Source organism: Rhodococcus erythropolis R138 (genome assembly GCF_000696675.2).
GTDB lineage: Bacteria > Actinomycetota > Actinomycetes > Mycobacteriales > Mycobacteriaceae > Rhodococcus_F > Rhodococcus_F erythropolis.
The window spans coordinates 1,998,880-2,021,374 of the sequence record NZ_CP007255.1; the positions used below are offsets into that span (position 1 = coordinate 1,998,880).

At 61.7% G+C, this 22,495-nt stretch carries 17 protein-coding genes; 9 read left to right on the forward strand and 8 right to left on the reverse strand.

Features of this window, described 5'->3' with window-relative positions:
- Window positions 1-306 precede the first annotated feature (306 nt).
- Window positions 307-1,719, forward strand: coding sequence for a Si-specific NAD(P)(+) transhydrogenase (gene sthA, locus H351_RS09425; protein ID WP_007733953.1), 1,413 nt, complete (start codon window positions 307-309; stop codon window positions 1,717-1,719).
- A 150-nt stretch (window positions 1,720-1,869) separates the two neighbouring features.
- Window positions 1,870-2,772 carry a hypothetical protein gene (locus tag H351_RS09430; RefSeq protein WP_019745033.1) on the forward strand — a complete coding sequence of 301 codons (903 nt, stop codon included), beginning with the start codon at window positions 1,870-1,872 and terminating at the stop codon, window positions 2,770-2,772.
- 305 nt (window positions 2,773-3,077) lie between these two features.
- Here the strand turns inward: H351_RS09430 and H351_RS31885 are convergent, their stop codons facing one another.
- Complete coding sequence (locus tag H351_RS31885) at window positions 3,078-3,533, reverse strand: hypothetical protein (RefSeq protein WP_144440105.1); 456 nt, start codon at window positions 3,531-3,533, stop codon at window positions 3,078-3,080.
- 50 nt (window positions 3,534-3,583) lie between these two features.
- Complete coding sequence (locus tag H351_RS09440) at window positions 3,584-4,585, reverse strand: helix-turn-helix domain-containing protein (protein WP_244891494.1); 1,002 nt, start codon at window positions 4,583-4,585, stop codon at window positions 3,584-3,586.
- Window positions 4,586-4,949: 364 nt separating this feature from the next.
- Between H351_RS09440 and H351_RS09445 the strand changes: the two genes are divergently transcribed.
- Window positions 4,950-7,469 (forward strand): helix-turn-helix transcriptional regulator, encoded by a 2,520-nt coding sequence (locus tag H351_RS09445; protein ID WP_029256081.1) that lies wholly within the window; start codon window positions 4,950-4,952, stop codon window positions 7,467-7,469.
- A 6-nt stretch (window positions 7,470-7,475) separates the two neighbouring features.
- Here the strand turns inward: H351_RS09445 and H351_RS09450 are convergent, their stop codons facing one another.
- Window positions 7,476-8,231, reverse strand: coding sequence for a MerR family transcriptional regulator (locus H351_RS09450; protein ID WP_019745027.1), 756 nt, complete (start codon window positions 8,229-8,231; stop codon window positions 7,476-7,478).
- A 321-nt stretch (window positions 8,232-8,552) separates the two neighbouring features.
- Between H351_RS09450 and H351_RS09455 the strand changes: the two genes are divergently transcribed.
- On the forward strand, window positions 8,553-12,008 hold the full coding sequence (locus H351_RS09455) for an indolepyruvate ferredoxin oxidoreductase family protein (protein WP_020970559.1): 3,456 nt from the start codon (window positions 8,553-8,555) through the stop codon (window positions 12,006-12,008).
- Between the two features lie 94 nt (window positions 12,009-12,102).
- Here the strand turns inward: H351_RS09455 and H351_RS09460 are convergent, their stop codons facing one another.
- The 4 genes from H351_RS09460 to H351_RS32500 form a co-directional block, all read right to left on the reverse strand.
- Window positions 12,103-12,762 carry an LppP/LprE family lipoprotein gene (locus H351_RS09460; RefSeq protein WP_029256080.1) on the reverse strand — a complete coding sequence of 220 codons (660 nt, stop codon included), beginning with the start codon at window positions 12,760-12,762 and terminating at the stop codon, window positions 12,103-12,105.
- Between the two features lie 97 nt (window positions 12,763-12,859).
- Window positions 12,860-14,524, reverse strand: coding sequence for an amidohydrolase (locus H351_RS09465; RefSeq protein ID WP_029256079.1), 1,665 nt, complete (start codon window positions 14,522-14,524; stop codon window positions 12,860-12,862).
- A 16-nt stretch (window positions 14,525-14,540) separates the two neighbouring features.
- On the reverse strand, window positions 14,541-15,293 hold the full coding sequence (locus H351_RS32495; RefSeq protein ID WP_244891466.1) for a hypothetical protein: 753 nt from the start codon (window positions 15,291-15,293) through the stop codon (window positions 14,541-14,543).
- Window positions 15,290-15,772, reverse strand: a complete 483-nt coding sequence (locus H351_RS32500; protein WP_244891467.1) for a hypothetical protein — start codon at window positions 15,770-15,772, stop codon at window positions 15,290-15,292. Before H351_RS32500 ends, H351_RS32495 begins: the two co-directional genes overlap by 4 nt.
- Window positions 15,773-16,006: 234 nt before the next feature.
- Between H351_RS32500 and H351_RS09475 the strand changes: the two genes are divergently transcribed.
- Complete coding sequence (locus H351_RS09475; protein WP_019745022.1) at window positions 16,007-16,636, forward strand: TMEM175 family protein; 630 nt, start codon at window positions 16,007-16,009, stop codon at window positions 16,634-16,636.
- Here the strand turns inward: H351_RS09475 and H351_RS09480 are convergent.
- The gene (locus H351_RS09480) at window positions 16,633-17,217 is read right to left on the reverse strand and encodes a CGNR zinc finger domain-containing protein (RefSeq protein ID WP_019745021.1); all 585 of its coding nucleotides are present in this window, start codon (window positions 17,215-17,217) and stop codon (window positions 16,633-16,635) included. The genes H351_RS09475 and H351_RS09480 overlap by 4 nt on opposite strands.
- A 102-nt stretch (window positions 17,218-17,319) precedes the next feature.
- Between H351_RS09480 and H351_RS09485 the strand changes: the two genes are divergently transcribed.
- The 4 genes from H351_RS09485 (at window position 17,320) to H351_RS09500 (ending at window position 22,484) form a co-directional block, all read left to right on the forward strand.
- On the forward strand, window positions 17,320-18,222 hold the full coding sequence (locus H351_RS09485) for an NAD(P)-dependent oxidoreductase (RefSeq protein ID WP_029256078.1): 903 nt from the start codon (window positions 17,320-17,322) through the stop codon (window positions 18,220-18,222).
- Entirely contained in the window at window positions 18,219-19,418 is a 1,200-nt protein-coding gene (locus tag H351_RS09490) for an MFS transporter (protein WP_029256077.1), read from the forward strand. Before H351_RS09485 ends, H351_RS09490 begins: the two co-directional genes overlap by 4 nt.
- A gap of 12 nt (window positions 19,419-19,430) precedes the next feature.
- On the forward strand, window positions 19,431-19,946 hold the full coding sequence (locus tag H351_RS09495; RefSeq protein WP_019745018.1) for an Rv2253 family sensor-like surface protein: 516 nt from the start codon (window positions 19,431-19,433) through the stop codon (window positions 19,944-19,946).
- A gap of 114 nt (window positions 19,947-20,060) precedes the next feature.
- Window positions 20,061-22,484 carry an ATP-dependent Clp protease ATP-binding subunit gene (locus H351_RS09500; protein WP_029256076.1) on the forward strand — a complete coding sequence of 808 codons (2,424 nt, stop codon included), beginning with the start codon at window positions 20,061-20,063 and terminating at the stop codon, window positions 22,482-22,484.
- The last annotated feature ends 11 nt before the right edge of the window (window positions 22,485-22,495 follow it).

Consider the following 22,495-nt stretch of genomic DNA (forward strand, 5'->3'; position numbering starts at 1 on the left):
TCGGACAATTCGAATACTGGACATCCGGTTTACGACCCTGGTCACCTGTCAGTTGATCGATCAATCACTCTGGGGTGAAACAAATTTCAACAGACCGTTGTGAACTCCGTCGGACGGCGAAGAATGTGCGCATGCGAATGTCGGAATATGTTTGTGTGTAGCAATTTTCGTAAGGGTTTGACTGTATCTCTTTTAATTGCAACAGGGTTCGTGTACAGCCGTCGTGCCCGTTCGGCGCGCGGATTGTTCACCGAGTATTGACATGCTCGGCATCTGCCGGTCGTATGCAGACGGTATTTGTAAGCGATGACTGATCCGATGGAATACGACCTGGTTGTGATCGGCTCCGGCCCGGGTGGTCAGAAGGCTGCCATCGCGGCGGCCAAGCTGGGTAAACGGGTAGCGATGGTCGAGAAGGGCAACATGCTCGGGGGAGTGTGCGTCAACACCGGCACCATTCCGTCGAAGACGTTGCGCGAGGCGGTTCTCTACCTCACCGGGATGAACCAACGCGAACTGTACGGCGCGAGTTACCGCGTCAAGGAGAACATCACTCCGGCCGACCTGCTGGCGCGAACCCAGCATGTCATCACCAAAGAAATCGAAGTCGTGCGATCTCAGCTCCTGCGTAACCGCGTCGAATTGTTGGTAGGGGTCGGCTCGTTCGTCGACGAGCACACCATCCTCGTCGAGGACGCCTCGCGCGGAGACAAGATGACGATCACGGCGAAATTCGTTGTGATCGCGACCGGAACGTTGCCTGCCCGCCCGGCGGGGGTGTCCTTCGACAGTCACCGGGTGCTCGACTCCGACGGAATCCTCGATCTGACCTCCATCCCGACCACCATGGTCGTGGTGGGCGCGGGAGTGATCGGTATCGAGTACGCGTCGATGTTCGCGGCACTCGGCACCAAGGTCACCGTCGTCGAGAAGAGAACGTCGATGCTGGACTTCTGTGACCCCGAGGTCATCGAATCGCTTCGGTTCCATTTACGCGATCTGGCGGTCACTTTCCGATTCGGTGAAGAAGTGACGGCCGTCGACGTCGGAGCGAACGGAACGCTTACGACGCTGCGCAGCGGCAAGCAGATTCCCGCCGAGACCGTGATGTACTCGGCGGGACGGCAAGGCCTCACGGCGCCACTCGCGCTGGAGAACGCCGGGCTCGAAGCCGACGAACGTGGCCGTATCTACGTCGACGACAATTTTCGCACCAAGGTCGAACACATCTACGCCGTCGGTGACGTCATCGGCTTCCCGGCGTTGGCGGCGACGTCGATGGATCAAGGTCGACTCGCGGCCTACCACGCCTTCGACGAACCAGGCGCGAAGCTGATGGATCTGCAGCCGATCGGCATCTACTCGATTCCCGAGGTGTCGTACGTAGGCGCCACCGAGGTCGATCTGACCAAGGAATCGGTGCCGTACGAGGTCGGGGTTTCCCGATACCGTGAACTCGCGCGCGGGCAGATCGCAGGCGACACCTACGGGATGCTCAAGATCCTGGTGTCGACGGATGACCTGAAACTGCTCGGCGTTCATATCTTCGGCTCGGGTGCAACGGATCTCGTGCATATCGGCCAAGCGGTGATGGGGTGCGGCGGGACCGTCGAATACCTTGTCGACGCCGTCTTCAACTATCCGACACTGTCCGAGGCGTACAAGGTGGCGGCGCTCGACGTCATGAACAAGATCAGGGCTCTCAAGCAATTCCACTAGGGGTCGGGTGTCCCCAGGTACCGGTCAGGGTCGGTCGGTGTACTTCTCGGGTAGCACTTGTTCGAATACCTGAGGGTGATGTCAGGCCTGGGAAAATAGGGCAGGGTCTACCTCTATGACCATTGCCCATGAACTTCGTGTGGAATTTCGATGCTGATCGGACTGATTGCCGCGATCGTGGCGTGCGTCGGATACGGCGTGGCGTCGGTGTTGCAGGCGTACGGCGCGCGCAAGTCGGCAGCGGCCGCCGAGCAGCGAGGCGAGGCCGGACACGTGACGGCGACGGGTGGCCCGACCTTGCGTTCGACGTTCGCCGCAGCGCTGACGGCGTCGTTCATCCTGGGCACCGTGCTCGATGCGGTCGGATTCGCCGGTAGTGCCATCTCCGCGCGGCTCATTCCACTGTTCTTGTCGCAGACAGTGGTCAGTGCCAATCTCGTCATCACGGCAGTGCTGGGGACCGTGGTCCTGGGCATCCAGTTGCATCGTCGCGACTGGTTCGCGATCGCCGCGGTGATCGGATCGCTCCTGCTGCTCGGTTTGTCTTCGGGTCACGCGGGCGGCGGGAGTTCCAACGACGTCGTCCACTGGGGTGTCCTGGTGGGCTCGGCGTTGATCTTGTCGATCGGTATCGGTTTGATCCGATGGTTGGGCTCACGCGCGGCAGTTGTCGCCGGGTTGATCTCGGGTGTGTTGTTCGGCTGTCTGGCCATTGCCGTACGCGTGGTCTACGGAATCGATCCGTTCGAAATCGGCACGATGCTCCGCGATCCGGCCGGCTGGGCAATCCTCGTCTCGGGCCTGGGCGGTTTCTATCTGCACACGGTGGCGTTGCAACTGGGATCCGTCAACGGAGCGACAGCGGCACTGGTTGTCGGCGAGACGGTCGTTCCGGGAATCGTCGGCGTCGTGGTGCTCGGCGACGCGTCGAGACCTGGCCTGGAATGGCTTGCCATCGTCGGATTCGTCGGAGCGATCGCGGGCGCCGTCGCCGTGGCCGTCTTCGGCGCGGCGAGCCACGAGGGGAAACCTGCCGAAGAAGTGACCGTCTGATGCGATAGCGAATGCGGTGCTGTTCGATCGGTCGAGCGGTAACGGAAACCGCATTTTCACAGATAGTTCTAATGCGCGACCGATGCCTCGCATACGTTGTGCGGTCACAGGCGCCGGGTCGTAGACCGGAGGAAAGTAATGAGCAGCTTGGATATTCAACGTTGGTCGAACGACTTCACGGCGCTGACCAAAGTCATTTCGGAAGGCATCGAGCAGTTTGTTCTCCGGTTCATTTCCAGCTGAAGTGATCTGAGCTCGCTGCCTGGCAAGGAGTTATTGATCTCCACCGCGGTTCGGAGGCCGAATCATGATGAAGCAGAGGTTCTTACGGGGTCTGGGGGGCCTGGGCGGGGGGCGAGCAGGTAGGAGAACACGTACGTAACTGCGGCGATGACCGCCAGTACGATCAAGGACGTCGGGAACCCTGCGGCATCTCGCACCGGGGCACCTGAAGCGGTGACGGCCGCCATGAACACTCCGATTACCAACAATGTCACCGCCAAGGCCGAGCACGCAGCGAACCGATGCTTCCAGCAGCAGACTGTGCGCGCCGGCCATGTGTGGCTTGTTCTCAGGGCGCAGCGCCCGCCTGCAACAGCGCTCGAGCCAACAATCAGCCCGACCAGCGCTCCGATGAAAGCGGGTATGAACAGTCCTACCCAGGACCAGGCTCCATCGCCGACTATCGGGATCATCACGGCGACACCTGTGACCGCGCCTGTGAGCGCAGCCAGACTCAGTTCCTTGTCGACCCAGCTCATGGAACAACTAGAACACAGGCGCGATCCCGAGGCTGTGGAGTATTTCGGATTCAGGGGCTGAAGAACTCGAGTCGACGGTGCAGCCGTGCGATCGACGGGTCCCCGATCGTGTGCCTGCCGTCGGTACGAGCTTGGCTCGGAGTCATCCCGTAGAAGTCTTTGAACGCGCGCGCCAATTGGGATTTCGAGGTGAAGCCACATCGCAGGGCCAACGCGTCGATCGTTTCGTTCGGCATCTCGGCTCTGGTCAACTCGCGGTAGACGAGTTCGAGACGCTTGCGCCGTATGACAAGAGCGATTCCGCCGTCGGATGCGAATGCGCGGTAGAGCTGTGCTCGGGAGACCGACAATGCTGCGCACATGCTCGTCGGGCCGAGCCAGGTCTCCGAGAGATGCTCGGCGATGTAGGCGTACGCACGATCGCGGAGCGAGTGATCGAGCCGCGGCGACAGATCAGGTTCGGCGATACCCAAACTGACACGCAGGAGGGAAGCGACGACGTCCTCGTAGCCGGCCGCAGCATCGGGATCGAGATGCGGTAGCGCGAGTACGACCGATTGCATGCACTGAGCGAGCACGACGGCAGGAACTCCGCGCAGTACCGTCCCGTGTAGAGAACGACCCTTCGACTCCGCTTCGACGAGGGAGCGCGGCGCCAGGAGTGTGATGGTGCGTCCGGTCGCCTCGGTTTCGACGTCAGCAGTCCAGGTTCGCCCGAGGTCGAAGAACGCGATGTCCCCAGGGCGGGCGACAAAATCCACTCCGTCGGCGTCACCACTGACCTGTCCACCGAGGACGACCTGGATCATGTACTGATCGTCGAGTCCGCTCTCGGCGATCACAACTTTGCTGCGGTTGTACTTCTGCGCGTTGAAGGTCGTTTCACCGATCAGCGAGGTCCCGATAGGCAGGGCGGAGATCGAGCCTTGGAGGGGCGTGTCGGCGCCTATCGGCTCGGTGACGAAGAACGGACGCGTGACGACACGCCAGAAGTCGTTGGCGTCCGCAGGGTCCACCGATCGAGTCGACACGCGAATGCGGGCGGAATTCATCGGCACGCGGGCATGATATGTCAGATCCCGCAGGTCGCAGTCACTCTCCCGCAAATAAACGTCAATAGTGACCGAGCCCACATAATGAGACAAATCGGGCGTATTTGTGAGACGGCCAGTGCTCGCGTGTCGCGGTGATTCTGTCTATGTTGTTCGTTATGGGTGGACAGGTTGGGAGTTCGATGCTCGAACGAAATCTCGAGTTCGGCGGGGATCGACTGCTCGTTTGTCGGCCATCATGACATCCACTTCGAATCGGTCGCAGCTATCTCGAGCAAAGCGAAATCCTCGAGGACGGGGCACGCTGCAAAGACGGCTCGCCGGGCGTGGAGCCACGGCGATTCGTCCTCGTCTGCTCGGGTTGATGGAACGCTCAGCGGGCTTGACGGTCATCGATTCGCCGCGTGGGTTCGGGAAGACGGACCTCGCCGCGTTGTGGCTCACGACTCTCGGGCACATGCCCATCAGACCAGTTGTCTGGGTGCCGGCGCCATCGAATCGGATGACCCCCCTCGAGTACTGGAACACTGCGCTCGCAGTGATTCAAGATTCTCTGGAATCACTCGAGGCCCCGCCACGAATGCGCGAGGATCCGGTGGGGGCAATCGAATCACTACTCGACTCGTCGCCCACTCCATTCGTGTTGGTGTTCAACCGCATCGACCTGGTTGAGGGTGACGAGGTGGGACGCCGAATCGTGGATCTGATCGTGCGGCTTCCCGGATTGAAAGTAATCGTCACGCTGCAGGATCGGTCTGCGACGGACTTACTCGAGGACGTCCGCGTGGACGAGTACCTGTGCGCGAACGACCTCAGGTACACGCTCGACGAGTCCACAGTTCTGTTCGCGGAGGCAGGGATCCACCTTCCCTCGGGCATCGTCCATTCGATCTGCGAGCGTGTTGCCGGCGTTCCTGTGCTGATGAAGGTTGCTCTGAGTGCGGTTGCGGGGCTGAGTGAACCGAGTCGTGGGCGCGAACGCGTTCAGCAGCGAGTGGACCAGGCGATCCACGCGTACGTCAGTCGGACCGCTCCTCGATCGGGCAAGTCGCTCGAGTTGTTCGACTTCGCGACTACGATCGCCGCCGCCCGCACCGTCACACCAGAGATCGCTCGTGTCTTGTCCGACGATCTTGACGTGGAGGGCAAACTGGACTTGCTCGAGTCTTTCGGTCTGATCTTTCGGGACGGTCCCGAGGGAGAAGCATCCTGGTACTTTGCGCCGTCAGTTCGACTGGCATTCATGCAGATACGGACCGAACAAGGGGATGGATTCGACGATCCCTTCCAGGTTCTCGTCGATCACGCTCTCGGGACTTCGGATATAGCCGGTGCCGTTCACTACGCCTTGGACGGACGCCATTGGACCAGGGTGCTCGACATACTCGAGCGTCACTGGGCCGATCTTCTGGTCGATCACACCGGATTGGTCCGGACTGCGTTGCAATCCATACCCGGCGACGTACTCAGTTCGAACTCTTCGATTCTGGTGGGCCGTGACCTGCTCGAATCACGCCTACGGCCGCAGTTGGTCAACGGCGATTCGTTGCCGACGGAACCGGCGGAATTGCGTGCGATAGGTGGTAGTTCGCATGCGCACAGCTTGTTGAACGTCGGGACGGTCCAATCGGTTGTGCTGAGAACATCCGGTAAGTACCAACGCTCTACCGAGATCACGCGCAAGTTGGCTCACGTCGTGTACGGACTCGGTGACGAGTCGTTGGGCGCGTTGGGGTCTCAACTGCCCGCCCTGCGCCTGATCTGGGGTGTTTCGCATCAACTGACCGGTGACCTCGGTGATGCCGCGGTGGAATTGCGACTCGCCTATCAGGGTGCGATGGAACACGGTCCGGAGTTCGTCCTGCGGCACGCCGCTGGCAATGCCGCGCTCAACTCCGCGCTGATCGGGGACGTCGCGCACGCGACAGACTGGCTTCACCTCGAAAGCACACACCCGGACGTTTCGGGATGGTTGGGACCGCCCTCGCACATGGGGGGAGCGATCGCGCGGGCGCTGGTGGCGTGCGATCGCGCGGACCTGAATGCCGGCGCTGCCGCGATGGACGCGCTTGCCGAGATCACACCGCCGGGCGATCTGTGGGCGTTCGCGGCCTACACTTACACCAGATTTGCACTGCTGCAATCGGATCCGTTCTCGGGGCTGATTTCGCTCCAGCGCGCAGTGGCAACGCACGGGCACGTGAATCCGTGTGAACGATCACTCGGTGACGCACTTCTCACCGCGGCGCGTATCGATCTTCTGTTGGCGTCCGGGGAGGGTACCAAGGCGCTGGAGGAATCAGTCGCTGCGTCACATACGTTTGCTGTTGTCACGGTTTCTGTCGCTCGTGCGCATCTCCTGACGGGGGCTCCGTCACAGGCATTGGAATTGTGTCGCGAAATCGACTGGAGCGAGCAGTATCTCACGAGGTTTCGGCTCGAGTCCCTGCTGATCGAATGCGCTGCGCTGTGCGAACTGGGGAGAATCCCCGCTGCCGCCAGTCCGTGGGAGGAGGCTCGCGGACTGCTCGAAACCTCAGGTGTCCTGTCGGCGCTGGCGACCATACCGCGTGATCTGATCAGGCAACTGGAAGAGCGGGCCGAGGGCCCGAGCAGTGCCGTCGCAACCTTTCTCGAATCCGAAGTGCCGCAGATGTATCCGGCGGCTATCGTTCAAGTCCAATTGACGAAGCGGGAGATGGACGTTCTCGTGGAACTGGGTCTCGGCATTCCGATCGGCGAGATAGCGCGAAAGTTGTTCGTATCCAACAACACATTGAAGAGTCACCTGCGAGCCCTGTATCGCAAACTCGGTGCGCATTCCCGCGAAGAGGCCGTCGCGGCAGCGCACCGACACAACCTCCTCGGCAGTGGGCAGGACTGATCGACGTCAGTGCAAATTGCGCTCGGAGTAGATCTTCATCGCGTCACGGACCAGCGAAGCGGTGCCTTCTCCGTACTTGTCGTAGTTTGCAGTGAAGCGGGGATCGTCGACGTACATCTGGCCGAGTCCGGTGAAGGCGTCGGCGCTGGGAGTCCTTCCCTGCCAACCGATTTTTATCCACTCGAACTGTCTCTGGGTAATCGTCTGGACGTCGTCGCTTTCCGCGGGTAGGCCCGCTGTCAGTGCTTTTCCGAATGCCGCTGCGATGTCAGCTTGAGCTTGCAGATGTGCTTTCCGGTCCTGCTCGGACATCGACCGCCACCAGTTGTCGCCGCTGGTATAGGCGTCCTTGCCCCAACGCTCGATGACCTCGTCCTTGTATCGGGTGTGGTCGAACCCGTCGAAAACATCTTCCGGCATGAGTGATTCACCTTTCTTCGTCTTGTTCAACGTCCTGTTGACCGATTCGATCTGTCTCGAGATCCGCGTGCGCTCTTGCTCGAGGAGTTCGAGGTGCGTACGCAGCGCGGCGGCGGTGTCGCGTTCACCGGTGAGGACTTCGGCGATGGCCGGCAATCCGAGTCCGAGTTCCCGAAGCAGCAGGATGCGTTGCAGTCGCACCAGGGCGTCTTCGTCGTAGAAGCGGTAGCCGTTGGCGCCGATGCGGCTTGGTTCCAGGAGTCCGAGATCGCCGTAATGGCGCAGCGTTCTGCTGGTGGTACCGGCGGATTTGGCGAGTTCTTGGATGGACCATTCGCTCACGTGGAGTTCCTACTCTCGGATCGGTTGTGCTCATTCAGCATGCAAGTTGACGTTGCGTCAATGTCAAGAAAGTTCTCGGTGTGCATTGTCGGGAACGTTTTATGTCCGTTTCGCCGTATCGCCACGAACGGGTCTCCAACTGATTGATTCGATGACCTAGGTCACGTGATTTGGCTCACAAATTGCCAATTTGAATAGTTGAACAAGCCTCTGTTGACGCTTTCACATACCTCGACCACGATCATCTGAACAGATCGAGTTACGCGGTTGTTGAAAATGCACGGTAGTTGAAATGCACTGCAGACGGAACGGTGGTCCACGATGACTGAACTGGTGTCGGGCGTAGCCCAGGCCAAGCCCTATGACCTCGATGATCGGTACCGGTCGGGATCGGGACCGGTGTTGCTGACCGGTGTTCAGGCAATCGCACGCGGTTTCGTCGAGCAGCACGTTCGCGACATCCGGGCTGGTAAGCGTATTGCCACTTTTGTCTCCGGTTACCAGGGCAGCCCCCTCGGCGGCGTCGACAAGATGCTCCACGGCATGCCCAAGGTTCTCGCGGAACACGACATCACCTTCATCCCCGGCTTCAACGAGGAGCTCGCTGCCACCGCGGTATGGGGAAGCCAGACGGATCTCCCGGCCGGAACCGCGACCCACGACGGCGTGACCGGCGTCTGGTACGGCAAGGGCCCCGGCGTCGACCGCGCTACCGACACCATTCGCCACGCCAACATGTACGGCGTGAACCCCAAGGGCGGCGTCGTCCTGCTGGTGGGCGACGACCCGGCGTCGAAGTCCTCCACGGTTCCGGCGGTCAGCGAGCGCTCGCTTGCCGCGATGGGTGTGCCGGTTCTCTTTCCGCGCAATGCCGAAGAGATCATCACGATGGGTATGCACGCCGTTGCACTCTCGCGGGTGTCCGGTTGCGTAGTAGCGCTGAAGATCGTCGCCGACGTCGCCGACGGTGCCTGGACGATCGACGGCAGCATCGCGGACTTCGACATCGTGGTTCCGGAAGTGCAGTTCGAGGGCAAGCCCTTCGTCTACAAGCAGCGTCAGATGGCTGCGCCGCCGGACAGTGTCATCGCCGAGGCCGATCTGTACGGCCCGCGATGGGATCTTGTTCACGCGTACGGAACTGCCAACAACCTCGATGTGATCGAGGTCAACCCCTCCGGTGCGAAGATCGGTATCGCCGCCACCGGTACAACTTTCGACTCCGTCCGCCAAGCTCTGGCAGACCTCGGCGTCGATGATGCGGCGCTGCACCGCGCCGGGATCCGTCTCCTTCGCATCGGAATGTGCTACCCCGTCGTGGGCGAGAAGATCAGGGAGTTCGCCGAAGGTCTCGAGCAGATCGTCGTGGTCGAGGACAAGACCGCGTTCATCGAAGCTCAGATCCGGGAAGTCCTGTACGGCACCGACGATGCTCCTCGCATCATCGGCAAGCGTGACGGCCAGGGCCGTCTGCTCATGCCTGCCAGTGGTGAACTGACCGCAGGCCGGCTGCTCGCCCCGTTGCGGCGCGTACTGAAGCCGCACGTCGAGCTCAAGCGCACCCTCCCGGCACCGCTGTCACTGAACGTGCTCTCCGCCAAGCGAACCGCGTACTTCTGCAGTGGGTGCCCCCACAACCGTTCCACCGCTATCCCCGAGGGCTCCATCGGCGGCGGCGGAATCGGTTGCCACACACTCGTCACCATGTCCGGCCGTGAGGACAGCGCTGTCACCGGCCTGACGCAGATGGGCGGCGAGGGCAGCCAGTGGATCGGGCAGGCACCGTTCACCGACGTGCCTCACCTGTTCCAGAACATCGGCGACGGCACCTTCTTCCACTCCGGTCAGTTGGCTGTCCAGGCATGCATCGCCGCAGGCGTGAACATCACCTACAAGTTGCTCTACAACGAAGTAGTGGCGATGACCGGTGCACAGGACGCAGAAGGTGCCCTCTCCGTTGCTCAACTCAGCCACAAGCTGACCACCGAGGGCGTCAAGCAGATCATCATCTGCGCCGACGAGCCTTCGCGCCACAACAAGCGCGCCCTGGCCAAGGGCACCAAGCTCTGGCACCGCGATCGCCTCGACGAGGCTCAGAAGGAGCTTCGCGAGATCAAGGGCGTCACCGTACTGATCTACGACCAGCACTGTGCGGCCGACGCTCGTCGCCAGCGCAAGCGTGGCACGCTGCCCACTCGCAACACTCGCGTCGTCATCAACGAGGCAGTGTGCGAGGGCTGCGGTGACTGCGGTGTGAAGTCGAACTGCCTCTCGGTCCAGCCCGTGGACACCGAGTACGGTCGCAAGACGAAGATCGACCAGACGTCCTGCAACACGGACTACACCTGCATGGACGGCGATTGCCCCTCATTCGTGACCGTCGAACTGGTGCCGGGCAAGAAGGCTCCCAAGGCCGCACGTCCCGTCCCGCCCGTCGTCGCAGATCCCGATTTCGGACCGCTCACCAGCACGCAGAACGTGTTCCTCGCGGGCATCGGCGGCACCGGTATCGTGACCGTCAACCAGGTGCTCGCAACGGCGGCACTGCGCGCCGGCCTCGAGGTGGAGAGCCTTGACCAGATCGGCCTGAGCCAGAAGGCCGGACCGGTTGTCTCGCACCTGCGTTTCAGCTCCAGCGCGCTCGAGCCGTCCAACCGCCTCACCCCGGGCAGCGCGGATTGCATCGTCGCCTTCGACCTGCTGACCGCGACGGACAACAAGAACCTCGACTACGGCAACGCCGAGAAGACGGTCTCCATCGCATCGACGTCGCAGACGCCGACCGGAGACATGGTCTACGACAAGGCTGTTCGCTACCCCGAGGAGACGTCACTCCTCGCCCGTCTCGACAAGGTGTCGCGCACCCTGCGCTCGTTCGACGCACTCGCCGCGGCACAGGAGTTGTTCGGTAACACCGCAGCCGCCAACTTCCTGCTGATCGGTGCTGCCTACCAGAGCGGTGGACTTCGTCTGCCGGCCGAGGCCATCGAGGAAGCGATCGGCATCAACGGCGTTGCCGTGGACGCGAACATCGCGGCATTCCGTTGGGGCCGTGCAGCAATTGCCGACACTGCAGCGTTCTCGGCCGTCACCACGCCGGCCAAGTCCGTCCGCGAACCCGTTGTCGCACCGGCTCACATGTTCGCCGGAACCACCTTCACCGGTGAAACCCTGCGACTGGTCGAACTGCGTGCGGCACAGCTCATCGAGTTCCAGTCCGTCAAGATCGCCCAGCGCTACATCGATCAGGTTCAGGCAGTCTGGACTGCTGAACGTGCCGCAACCGAGCGGACCGATTTCAGTGAAGCGGTCGCCCGCGGCCTGTTCAAGTTCACCGCGTACAAGGACGAGTACGAAGTTGCTCGCATGCTGGTCGATCCTGCCTTCATCGAAGACGTCAAGTCGCAGGTGCCGGCCGGGGAGAACCTGACCTACAAGCTCCACCCGCCGATCCTCCGAGTGATGGGCCGCAAGAAGAAGATCGGCCTCGGGCCCAAGTCGCATGTTGCACTGAAGGTTCTGGCCAAGGGCAAGAAGCTGCGCGGTACCAAGCTCGATCCCTTCGGCTACATGCACGTCCGCAAGGTCGAGCGTGAGCTGCTCGCCGAGTACGAGGCCATGATCGCTGATCTCTCTCGTACGCTCGCAACCGACGGCTACGATCGCGCCGTCGAGATCGCGGCACTGCCGGACGTGGTTCGCGGCTACGAGGACATCAAGCTCGGCAACATCGAGCTGTACAAGACTCGCCTGCGCGAACTCGGTGTAGGTGAGTAGGAGCGTCAGCGAGTAGATCGAAGAAGACTGTGCCCCAGCGACCGTTGTCGCTGGGGCACAGTTGTATTCAGAGCTGTATCGTACGGAAACGGGTTCAGGAGGGCGGGAACTGGCCGTCGGCGACCACAGCGCTGCCGTTCCACGTGAAATTCACGATATTCGGTCCGCCTTGAGGGCAGCAGAATGCGTCGTCGTCGAGCAACCATCGGTATTGGACGGACACCGAATTCTTGTTGCTGTCGATGACGTGTGTGTACGAGTACGGCTTGCTGGTAGCCGTGCCCAGGTAAGTCCCGTCGTGGAAGAACAGGACGTGTGACTGATACGTCGCATCGCCCACGCCGTCACCATCGACCGAAACCCAGAGCAGGTCAGGACAATTACCGATCTGCTCCTCGCTCGCGGATCTCGGTATCCAGCTGCCGCCGTTGACGTCGGTTCCCAAGGTACCGATTGCGTCCGTGACGACCGGGGAGTCGACGTCGACACAGGGACCTGAAGCCGGGACGGCAGGCGTCGTCGCCGGCACGGATTCGCTTGCTGGGGTGCTCGATTGCGGCGGGGGAGAACTCGTTACCGTCGTCCCGGATTCGTTTGCCGTCGAGGTCGCCGACGCCGTTGAGCTTGACGCTGTTGAACTCGCCGCCGCCTCGGGTGTTCCTTCGGTCGACCCGCAACCGGCGATCATCAGGGCAGTGGCCGTCACCAGTGCCGAGACAGCGACGGCGGCCGAAATCGGAGCTTTCCTGCGCATGCGTCCTCCAGAGAGTGTGGGTTCACGTGTTCAAGTCCCTCCCTCGTTCTGTCGCCGGGCCGCATGCGTGCGTTATCGAACAACTGATAACGATCAGCTATCGGGCTTCGGTGTTGACGGCTTCGGCGTTTGTGGCTCGAGCGGAGTCGTATCGCACGGATCCGGCAACCACGGTCATCGCGATTTCCGTGGTCAGGAGAGAATCGACCCCTTCGGTGAACGGATCTTGTTTCAGTACGACAAAATCGGCTGCTTTTCCCCGAACCAGTTGGCCGGTCACATCTTCCCACCGGCACGAGTAGGCAGCGTCGCGGGTTGCGTGAGCCAGCGCGTCCGCGAGGGGGAGTGCGTACCCCGGCAGGTTGGGTGCCAGCGACGGATCGATTGCGGATCGACGGGTGGTGGCGATGAACATGTTCGGCAGCGGCGGGTGTGGAGCAGTCGGAGCGTCGGAACCCAGTGCGAGAACCGCTCCGGCCTCGGTGAATTCGGGCCAGGGGTACGCGCGATTCACCCGGTAGTCGCCGAGCATCGCCTGCCAGTTCTCTTGGATAGCAGGGTCAGCGTGAACCGGTTGCATCGAGGCGATGATTCCCAGGCGGGCAAGCCTTTCGACGTTGTCCCGGGTGTTGGACTCCAAGTGTTCCATTCGGTGCCTGCGGGGAATGTCTCCGTTGGCGGCGATCGCGTACTCGAGTGCCGTCAATCCGATCTCCGACGCCTCGTCGCCGATCGCGTGCATCGCGATCTGCAGGCCTGCGGCGTCAGCGGCTGTCACGACGGGGATCAAGGACTCGAGATCCCAGATGGGCTCGGCGTTGGTGCCGTCAGAGTACGGCTCTTTCATTGCGGCAGTGCAGCTGTCGATCACACCGTCGATGATGATCTTGATTCCGGCGATACGGAGCCACGGACCTTGGACGCGCTCGTGGAGTTCGATCACGTCGTGAACTTGTCGGACGTTGTCGGCCTCGTTGTCCTCGCGGGTCATCAGCCAGTGAGCCGCGACGCGCAGCGGCAATGTGCCGTCTCCTGCATCCAATGCTCTTTCCAGCGAAGCTAATTCGTCCGCGCCGAGAGCCATGTCGACCGCGCCGGTCACGCCGTCCTCGAGATAGTGGCGGAACGCGAGCGCGAGGGCGGCGTCCCGGTCCTCGTCGGATGCGAGCTCCGCCAGTTTCGGCCAGACGTAGAGCATCATGGCGGTCTCGTACAGCATTCCGGTGGCTTCTCCGGTGTCCGGATCCCGGCCGATACGACCGCCGATCGGATCGGGCGTGTGCGCGTCGATGCCGAGTTCTCGCAGTGCTGCAGTGTTCACCCAGACCGAATGTACGTCGTTGGCGTCGAGGTACACCGGGCGATCGGGCACGACGGCGTCGATCATCTCTCGCGTCGGGTGCCCTCCATCCAGCGCGGAGAACAACCAACTGCGACCCAGCAGACGTGGTGCGTCCGGGTTCGATTCCGCGAATTGCTTGATGCTGGACTGAATGTCGGCGAGATCGGTGGCATCACGCAGATCCAACTTCTGCAGCGCGAATCCCATCATGACCAAATGTGTATGGGCGTCGACGAAACCGGGTAGCACGACGGCGCCTTGGAGATCGATCACCTCGGCGTCGGGAGCCAGGATATCGGCATAGACGGTTTCGCCCACGAATCTGAGCTTGTGGTTCTCGACGACTATCGATTCGGCCCATCCGTCGTCGGCAGCCGTGAAGATCTTTCCGTTGCGGTAGTGAGTGATGCTGTCATTCATGACTTCTACGTGATCCTTACGCGATGACGGTAGTAGTGATGGCGGCGCTGTGGTGACGATACGCACCCTCGGTACGTGCGGAGAGTCGGGAAACCAAGGCGAACGGGACTAATAGAACGAAGCTGATCCCGGAGATGATGACTCCGAAGGTCGGATACCCGAGGCTGGCCGTCACCGAAGTGCCGAACAGCGGCGCGAACGCGGAGCCGATGAGGTAGGTGCCCAGTAGTGGGGCCGACCATCGGCCGGCGGCGTCGAGCGCGGCCGAGATGGCAACCAAGACGATGAACGTGGCCGCGTAGACAGTGTTCCAGGCGATGACCAGTACCAGGTAGATCGTGGGATCGGTGGTGAGGCTGGCAGACAGCTTCAGGATTGCCCCGAGTATCAGTAGCACGGAGATCGATACTGTCCGACTGACCCGAGAACCCAACGCGGTCAAAGTAACAGCCGCGAGCACGCCACCCGCCGTTGATGCGCTCAGCGCGAGACTCATTTGTTGATCCGAGAGTCCGGCGTGCTCGGAACCCATGATGCCGAGTACTGCCCACAGTGAGTCTTCGCTGATCGCCCAGACTGCAAGCATCGCGAGAAATGCGGTTCCGGCAAAAGTGAGTCGTTTCGCGCTTACCCCGGCGGGGAGAGTGGTGGTCGTCTTGGCGGACTTCGCCGTCTCCGGCGACTCTTTCACCGGGGATGACGGCAACCAGGTGACCGTTGCTGCGGTAGCCAGTGCCAGGACTGCGACGATGCCGAATGCGTTGGTCATGTGTGTGCCGAGGATGGGTATGAGAGCGAGGACGGGGTGACGACGACACGGTTCACGAGGCCGCTGATGCTTGACGCCCGGTCCGGGTTCGTGAGCGCGGCCAGTGCCGCTCCACCAACGGATGCAGATCCGCCAGCGCCGATGCCGCCGACGATGATCGCGGTACACGCGATCATCGTGGACGGTGCGATGGCCGCAACGCCGAATGCGGCTGCCATTGCCATCAGGCTGACGCGGCCGAGGAGATGACGATGCCGACCCGATGCGATACGAGTGGTGGCGAGGCAGGTGAACGCGCAGACCAGCAGCGATGCGGTCAGGACGGCACCGGCGGCGGATTCGGTGACACCGAGGTCCTCGACCATTGCCACGATCATCAGGGGGATGAGGTTCGCGGTGATGAATCCCATGACACCGATGCTGAAGACGGCAATACCGCGGTTGGCGGTGAGTGGAACCCGGTCGGACTGCGTAATCACAGAAGCGTTGATTGGCACTAGGGCAACCCCATGTCCTGAAGGGGGTGGCGGAACCGACCCCTGATGGCGTGATGCGAGTCACTTAATGAATGTGATTCGTTAAGTATGGGGATGGGCCCTGCCTCGGTCAAGAGGTATAACGAATTTGATTCGTTAATTGTATGTTTCGGGATACCGCCTCCCGCAAAGTGGCGTCGCCGGTCTGTTTCTTGTTGTGAGGCTTATGCTTCCGCAATGGCTGAGATTGCGGAACGCACCCGCTACTTCGAGCGCTACGTCACTTTCGTCGACGCGATTGTCGCCATTGCGATCACGCTGCTCGTCCTGCCGCTGGTCGAACTCACCAGTGACCACCACGGCACCACGTCGGAACTCCTGCGCGATCACGCTGCGCAGTTCTATTCGTTCGCCCTGAGCTTTCTGGTGATCTTCCGTCTCTGGTGGTCGCAGCATCGGCTGCTTCGTTTCGTGGTCGACGGAGACAAGGTGGTTGTGCGCGGGCTGGGGTTGTGGGTGATGACCATCGTGTTCTTGCCGTTCCCGACTGCGCTCGTTGCAGCGCCGTCGCAGGATCTCGGAACCAGGGCTCTCTACATCGGGACAATGGCAGCCAGTGCTGCGTGCCTGGCGGTGGTCGCGTGGGGTCTGGTTCGCAACCCTTCGTTGAGCGAAGAGAATGCGAAGCCGCATTTCACCGCTGAAATCGTCACTTTCCTGATCATGGTGGTGGCGCTGCTCGTCAGTGTGCTCGTTCCGGTGACGTCGTACTTCCCGCTGTTTCTTCTCCTGCTGTCGACGCCGATCGAGAAGCTGTGGAACCGAGTGGCGGCGAAATGGAGTCGCGGTGAAGGTGAGATGAGCTAGTCGGCGCGAGCGGTCATCGCGGATTTCTTGGCTTTGTTTCCGCAGATGTTCATCGAGCACCAGCGTCGGTTGTTGCCGCGGCTGGTGTCGACGTAGAGGCCGGTGCACCCGTCGCCCTGGCAGGCTTTGACGCGGTCGTGGTCGGGTCCACCGAGCACCGCGATCGCGTCGGCAGCCACTATCGACAAAGCGTCGCGGATCGGATTGTGTCCGGCTGATTTCCAGAGGGCCCGGCCACTCTCGAGGACGAGGTGGGCATCACCGAGTTCGGATGCGGTGTTGACGATCCCGACATCGGCGCGTGAGGCGCGGCGGTCCTCGCATACGGCGGTTCCGATGCGATGAATGGCCTCACGTAAATCCTGCGCGCCGCGGAGGTCGTCTTCTGTCGCGGTTGCTGGGGTGTCCATCAGATCGTTGGCGCGTAACCATAATTCGAGTCGCTGCGGGCTCGTGAGTCGTTCGAACCTCGAGCCGTTCCGATTGGTGAGGGTGGCGGTGAAGCGGAAGGCGAGCGTGTCGTTGTCGAGTCGAAACACGTCCCGAGCGGATTGATCAGCTCCTGCTTCGTTCACTTTCATCCTCCTTTGTAGCGAACCATCTCAACCGGTTCGACAGCAACTGTACCTGTGTGAGAGTGTTGAACCGTCTTAGATGGTTCAGCATTTTCGAGAGGGAAATCCATGACTTCTGTTTCCGTGGTCGGTTTGGGTGCGATGGGTCGTCCCATCGCTCGAAATCTGATGGGTGCAGGCTTCGACGTGACGGTGTGGAATCGCAGCCCTGAAGCGGTAGCCGAATTGGTCGCGGAAGGGGCGACCGGCGCGAAAACCGTTGCCGAGGCATTCCAGTCCGGTGTTGTGCTGTCGATGTTGGCGGATGATTCGGCCGTGTCTGCGGCCATTCTGGATCCCGCCGTACTCGCATCCGTTCCGACTGGAACCGTGCACGTCAACATGGCCACCGTCAGCGTCGGCCTTGCCAAGCGCGCCGCCGCACTGCACGCCGAGTACGGCATCGGGTACATCGCGGCGCCGGTATTCGGACGCGTTTCTGTTGCTCAGGCTGGCCAGTTGAACATCATCGCCGGCGGCGACAGTTCCCTCCTCGAGCGAGTGCAACCCTTCCTCGACGTCATCGGGTCTCGCACGTGGCCACAAGGTGAGCGTCCGGAGCAGGCCAACATCGTCAAGATCATCGGCAACTACCTCATCCTTGCCGCGATTCAATCCTTGGGTGAGGCAATCACATTGGGGGAGAGGTCAGGTGTGGACGGAAGTCAACTCGTAGAACTGCTGACCTCGACGATCTTCCCGGGGCCGGTCTACTCCAGCTACGGAAACCTCGTCGCGACGCGTCAGTACGAGCCTGCAGGATTCACCACCGCTCTGGGCCTCAAGGATTTGAGGCTTGCGCTCGACGCCGCCGACAGCGTCGATCTGGATTTGCCGTTCGGCGGCGTACTTCGAGGCGTGCTCGCTCAGGCTCTGGCGAACGGTCAGGGCGAGATGGACTGGGCGTCGATTGCAGAACTGGTCCGTTCCGGCCAGTCGGGTGAAGGCAGTCCCGAAACACCGACGAGGTGAGCGCGAACTCGGACGGGACTGCGACTTCGGCACTGGCGGAGACCGATTCCGTCCGGACGCTACCGCTGGCCGGGTTGTCGGCACTCGCAATGGCAGGCTTCATAGCGATCACAACCGAAACCATGCCGGCCGGACTACTGGTGCAGATCGGGTCAGGACTGTCCGTATCTGTCTCCGGTGCCGGGCAATTGGTCACTGCATACGCGTTGGGCTCTGTCGTCGGGGCGGTACCACTGATCGCATTGACCCGAGGATTGCGACGACGTGCTGTCCTGGTGTCGGCGACTGTTGGATTCGGTGTCTTCAATCTGGTGACAGCGCTGTCGTCGAATCTTGTTCTCACCTTGGGTGTTCGGTTTCTGGCGGGCATGGCAGCAGGTGTGGTGTGGGGGTTGCTTGCTGGGTACGCACGCAGGATGGCGCCCCCTCGTCTGCAGGGGCGGGCCGTTGCGGTTGCCTCCGTCGGACAGCCGATCGCGCTGGCAATCGGCGTTCCGATGGGTGCGTGGCTCGGGACCCTGGCCGATTGGCGCGTAGTCTTCGCCGTGATGTCGGTTGCTGCGCTACTTCTGGTCGTGTGGATACTCACGGTGATGCCGGACTTTCCCGGGCAACAAGCGGATCGGCAGCTGTCGGTGCGGAAAGTCCTGGTCCTGCCGGGCGTACGACCGATTCTGTTTGTCGCGTTCTTGTGGATCTTCGCGCACAACATCGTGTACACGTATCTGGCGGCGTTTCTGGATCGCATCGGTTTCGGCGATCGGTTGGGAATCGTTTTGTTCGTGTTCGGACTTTTCGCCTTCGTGGGCATCGGTGTGGTCGGGGTGTTTGTCGACCGGGCCCTTCGAAGTCTCACCGTGCTGAGCTTGGTGGTCTTTGCCGCAGCTTTGACGGCGTTGGGCGTCGGCGGTGACAGCTTCGCAGTGATCGCACTCAGCGTTGCGGTATGGGGCGTGGCATTCGGAGGCGCTCCCACTGTCCTTCAGACTGCGCTCGCCGACACGACGGGCGACGCTGTGGACACTGCGCAATCGGTTTTCGTGACGATCTTCAATGCGGCGATCGCAGCGGGCGGCGTCGTGGGCGGGCTGATCTTGGCGGACAGGGGTGCGGGAGCGTTGCCGTTGGTTTCGCTGGTGCTGATCGTCGTCGGTGTTCTTGTGGTCAGTATCCGACAATTCGGACATAGCTTGTGATTCACTTCACGCATGCGAAAGTCATTGTTGGTGGTTGCTCTCGTTGCTACGTGGTTTGTCGCCGGAGCGATGCCCGCGGGGGCTGCGGATGCGAACTGGTCCGGTGATTACTCGCTCAAGCGTTTCGCCGCGACCAAGACGGGCACAAGTCTGGCCGCCAGCCAGTGGGAGCCGGATTTCTCCGATACATACACGTTCGAGACGGATTGCTCGAGCGGAGTCTGTATCGCCACAGTGGTCGGCGGTCCGGCTCCCGCCAATCCGACGTTGCCGCAGCCTGCGCGATACACCTGGGACGGAACCAGTTGGGTGCACCCCTATGACTGGGAGTGGGATTGCTACCAGGGGGAAGGCGTGCCCAAGGTGTGGGCACCGGCGCACTCCGAGGCGTATTACACACCTCAGCCCGATGGCAGTCTGAAAGGTTCGTGGCGTACCGACATCGCGAGTGGTCCCTGCGAGGGATCGGTGATCATGCACGTCGAGGCGTACCCGGTCGGTCGATCTACCGGATCCTTCGGTAGTTGAGAACGATCTGTGGCCCGAAGGTGTTGAAACAAATCTGAGCCCGCGGGAATTGATCGAGCCCCATGCACGTTAATTGAGTCAGTAACGCTCAACTTTCTGCAAGGAGGCTTCGGAATGCCAGCATTCTTCGGGCCCGAGGGTCCCGGTCGCATCGATATTTCCCGGCTCATGAGCAGGGCCACCCAGCAACTCATGGCTGACGCTGCACGTGTAGCGGCTGCTCGCGGTGATTCGGATCTCGATGCACTGCACGTTCTCCGCGTCATGGCGGAGCAGGATCCGGTCCGCACGCTCATGCAGCGCGCCGGAGCCGACCCGAAATCCGTGGTCGACGCCGTCGACCTGCGGCTGCCACAAGGCCGTGAGCAGGGGGCCTACTCTGCTCCTGCGCTCAGCAGCGCCGTGAAAACCGCTCTACTCGAGGCTCATCAACTGGCCCGAGCCCTGGGATCGACGTACATCGATCCCGAACACCTCTTCATCGCATTGGCTGGTGACCCCGATCATGTTCCGGGTCGTCTGCTCGCTTCGGCCGGCATCACGCCGGAGAAGCTGCAGGCAGCGGTTCAGAATCCTGCAGCCGGTCCAGTCGAAGACGAGTCCACCACACCGACGCTCGACAAGTACGGCGTCGATCTCACCGATCGCGCACGCAACGGCGGCGTCGATCCGGTGATCGGCCGCGCCGACGAGATCGAACAGACCATCGAGATCCTCTCCCGCCGCACCAAGAACAACCCCGTCCTGGTGGGTGAGGCCGGCGTCGGCAAGACTGCCATCGTCGAAGGTCTCGCCCAGCGCATCGTCGACGGGGATGTCCCGGAATCGTTGGTGGGCAAGAGGATAGTCCAGCTCGAACTCTCGAGCATGGTCTCGGGTACTCGCTACCGCGGAGACTTCGAGGAACGGCTGACCAAGGTGATCGACGAGATCACCGCACACAAGGACGAGCTGATCGTCTTCATCGACGAGATGCACACCATCGCCGGTGCCGGAGGCGGCGCCGAAGGTGCGATGGATGCCGGAAACATCCTCAAGCCCAAGCTCGCTCGCGGTGAACTGCACATCGTCGGCGCCACCACGCTCGACGAATACCGCAAGAACATCGAGAAGGATCCCGCGCTCGAGCGGCGCTTCCAGCCCGTACAGGTCGGGGAGCCGTCGATCGAGGACGCGATCGCGATCTTGAGCGGACTGCGCAGTCGGTACGAGGATCACCACAAGGTGCACTACACCGACGAGGCGATCACCGCTGCGGTGGAGCTGTCGGCACGTTACATCGGCGACAGGTTCTTGCCGGACAAGGCAATCGACTTGATCGACCAGGCCGGCGCCAGGCTTCGGTTGAAGACGGCCACCGTGGACACCGCTGCACTGCAGCAACGTCTCGAGCAGCTCGAGAGCGACAAGGAGAAAGCCGTCGCCGATGAATTGTACGAGAAGGCGTCGACCCTGCGTGACGAGATCAACGGCGTCGCAAAGCGTCTCGAGAAGGCAGGATCCTCGGTTCCTTCCGAGGAAACTCCGGATGTGACTGCTGAACAGATCGCCCAGGTTGTCGCCCGTGCCACGGGTATTCCGGCCAGCCAGATGACTCAAGCAGAGAAAGATCGCCTGCGCCGTCTGGAAGAGGAACTGCACGGTCGTGTCATCGGGCAAGATGACGCCGTTCGCGCAATCGCGCGTGCGGTGCGTCGTAGCCGGACCGGTATGAGCGATCCGGATCGTCCCGTCGGTAGCTTCCTGTTCCTCGGACCTACCGGTGTCGGCAAGACGGAGCTCGCAAAAGCTCTGGCTGCCACACTCTTCGGTGACGAGAACAAGATGCTGCGCTTCGACATGAGTGAGTTCGGTGAGAGGCATACGGTAAGCCGATTGGTCGGTGCTCCTCCCGGATATGTCGGCTACGGCGAGGCCGGACAGCTCACGGAACAGGTGCGTCGTAACCCGTACTCGGTGATCCTGCTCGACGAGATCGAGAAGGCACACCCGGACGTGTTCAACACCTTGCTCCAGGTGCTCGATGACGGGCGTCTGACCGACGGCCAGGGTCGGACGGTGGACTTCAAGAACACCGTCGTGATCATGACCAGCAATCTCGGCTCGGACATCATTTCGAGCAAGTCCGGTGGACTGGGCTTCACCACAGGTGATGCAGAGTCGGCGGAGAAGCCACTGCGCGACCGCGTGATGGCCAGGTTGCGCGAATCGATGCGGCCGGAGTTCCTCAACCGCATCGACGAGATAGTGATCTTCCGCAAGCTCGACACCGAGCAACTGCACCGGATCACTGATCTGTTGCTCGACGACAGCCGGAAGCGGTTGCAGTCCAAGGGCATCGACATCGAGTTCACCGCCGACGCAGTGGACTGGATTGCCGAGCACGGGCATCAACCCGAGTTCGGGGCTCGCCCGTTGCGTCGTTCGATTCAGCGTGTGGTCGACGACAAGATCGCCGACATGCTGCTCGATGATCTCCTCGAAGAGGGCGGCAGCATCACCGTCGCGGTTGACGAGGGTGAGTTGGTGTTCAGCTAGGAGGGGCACAG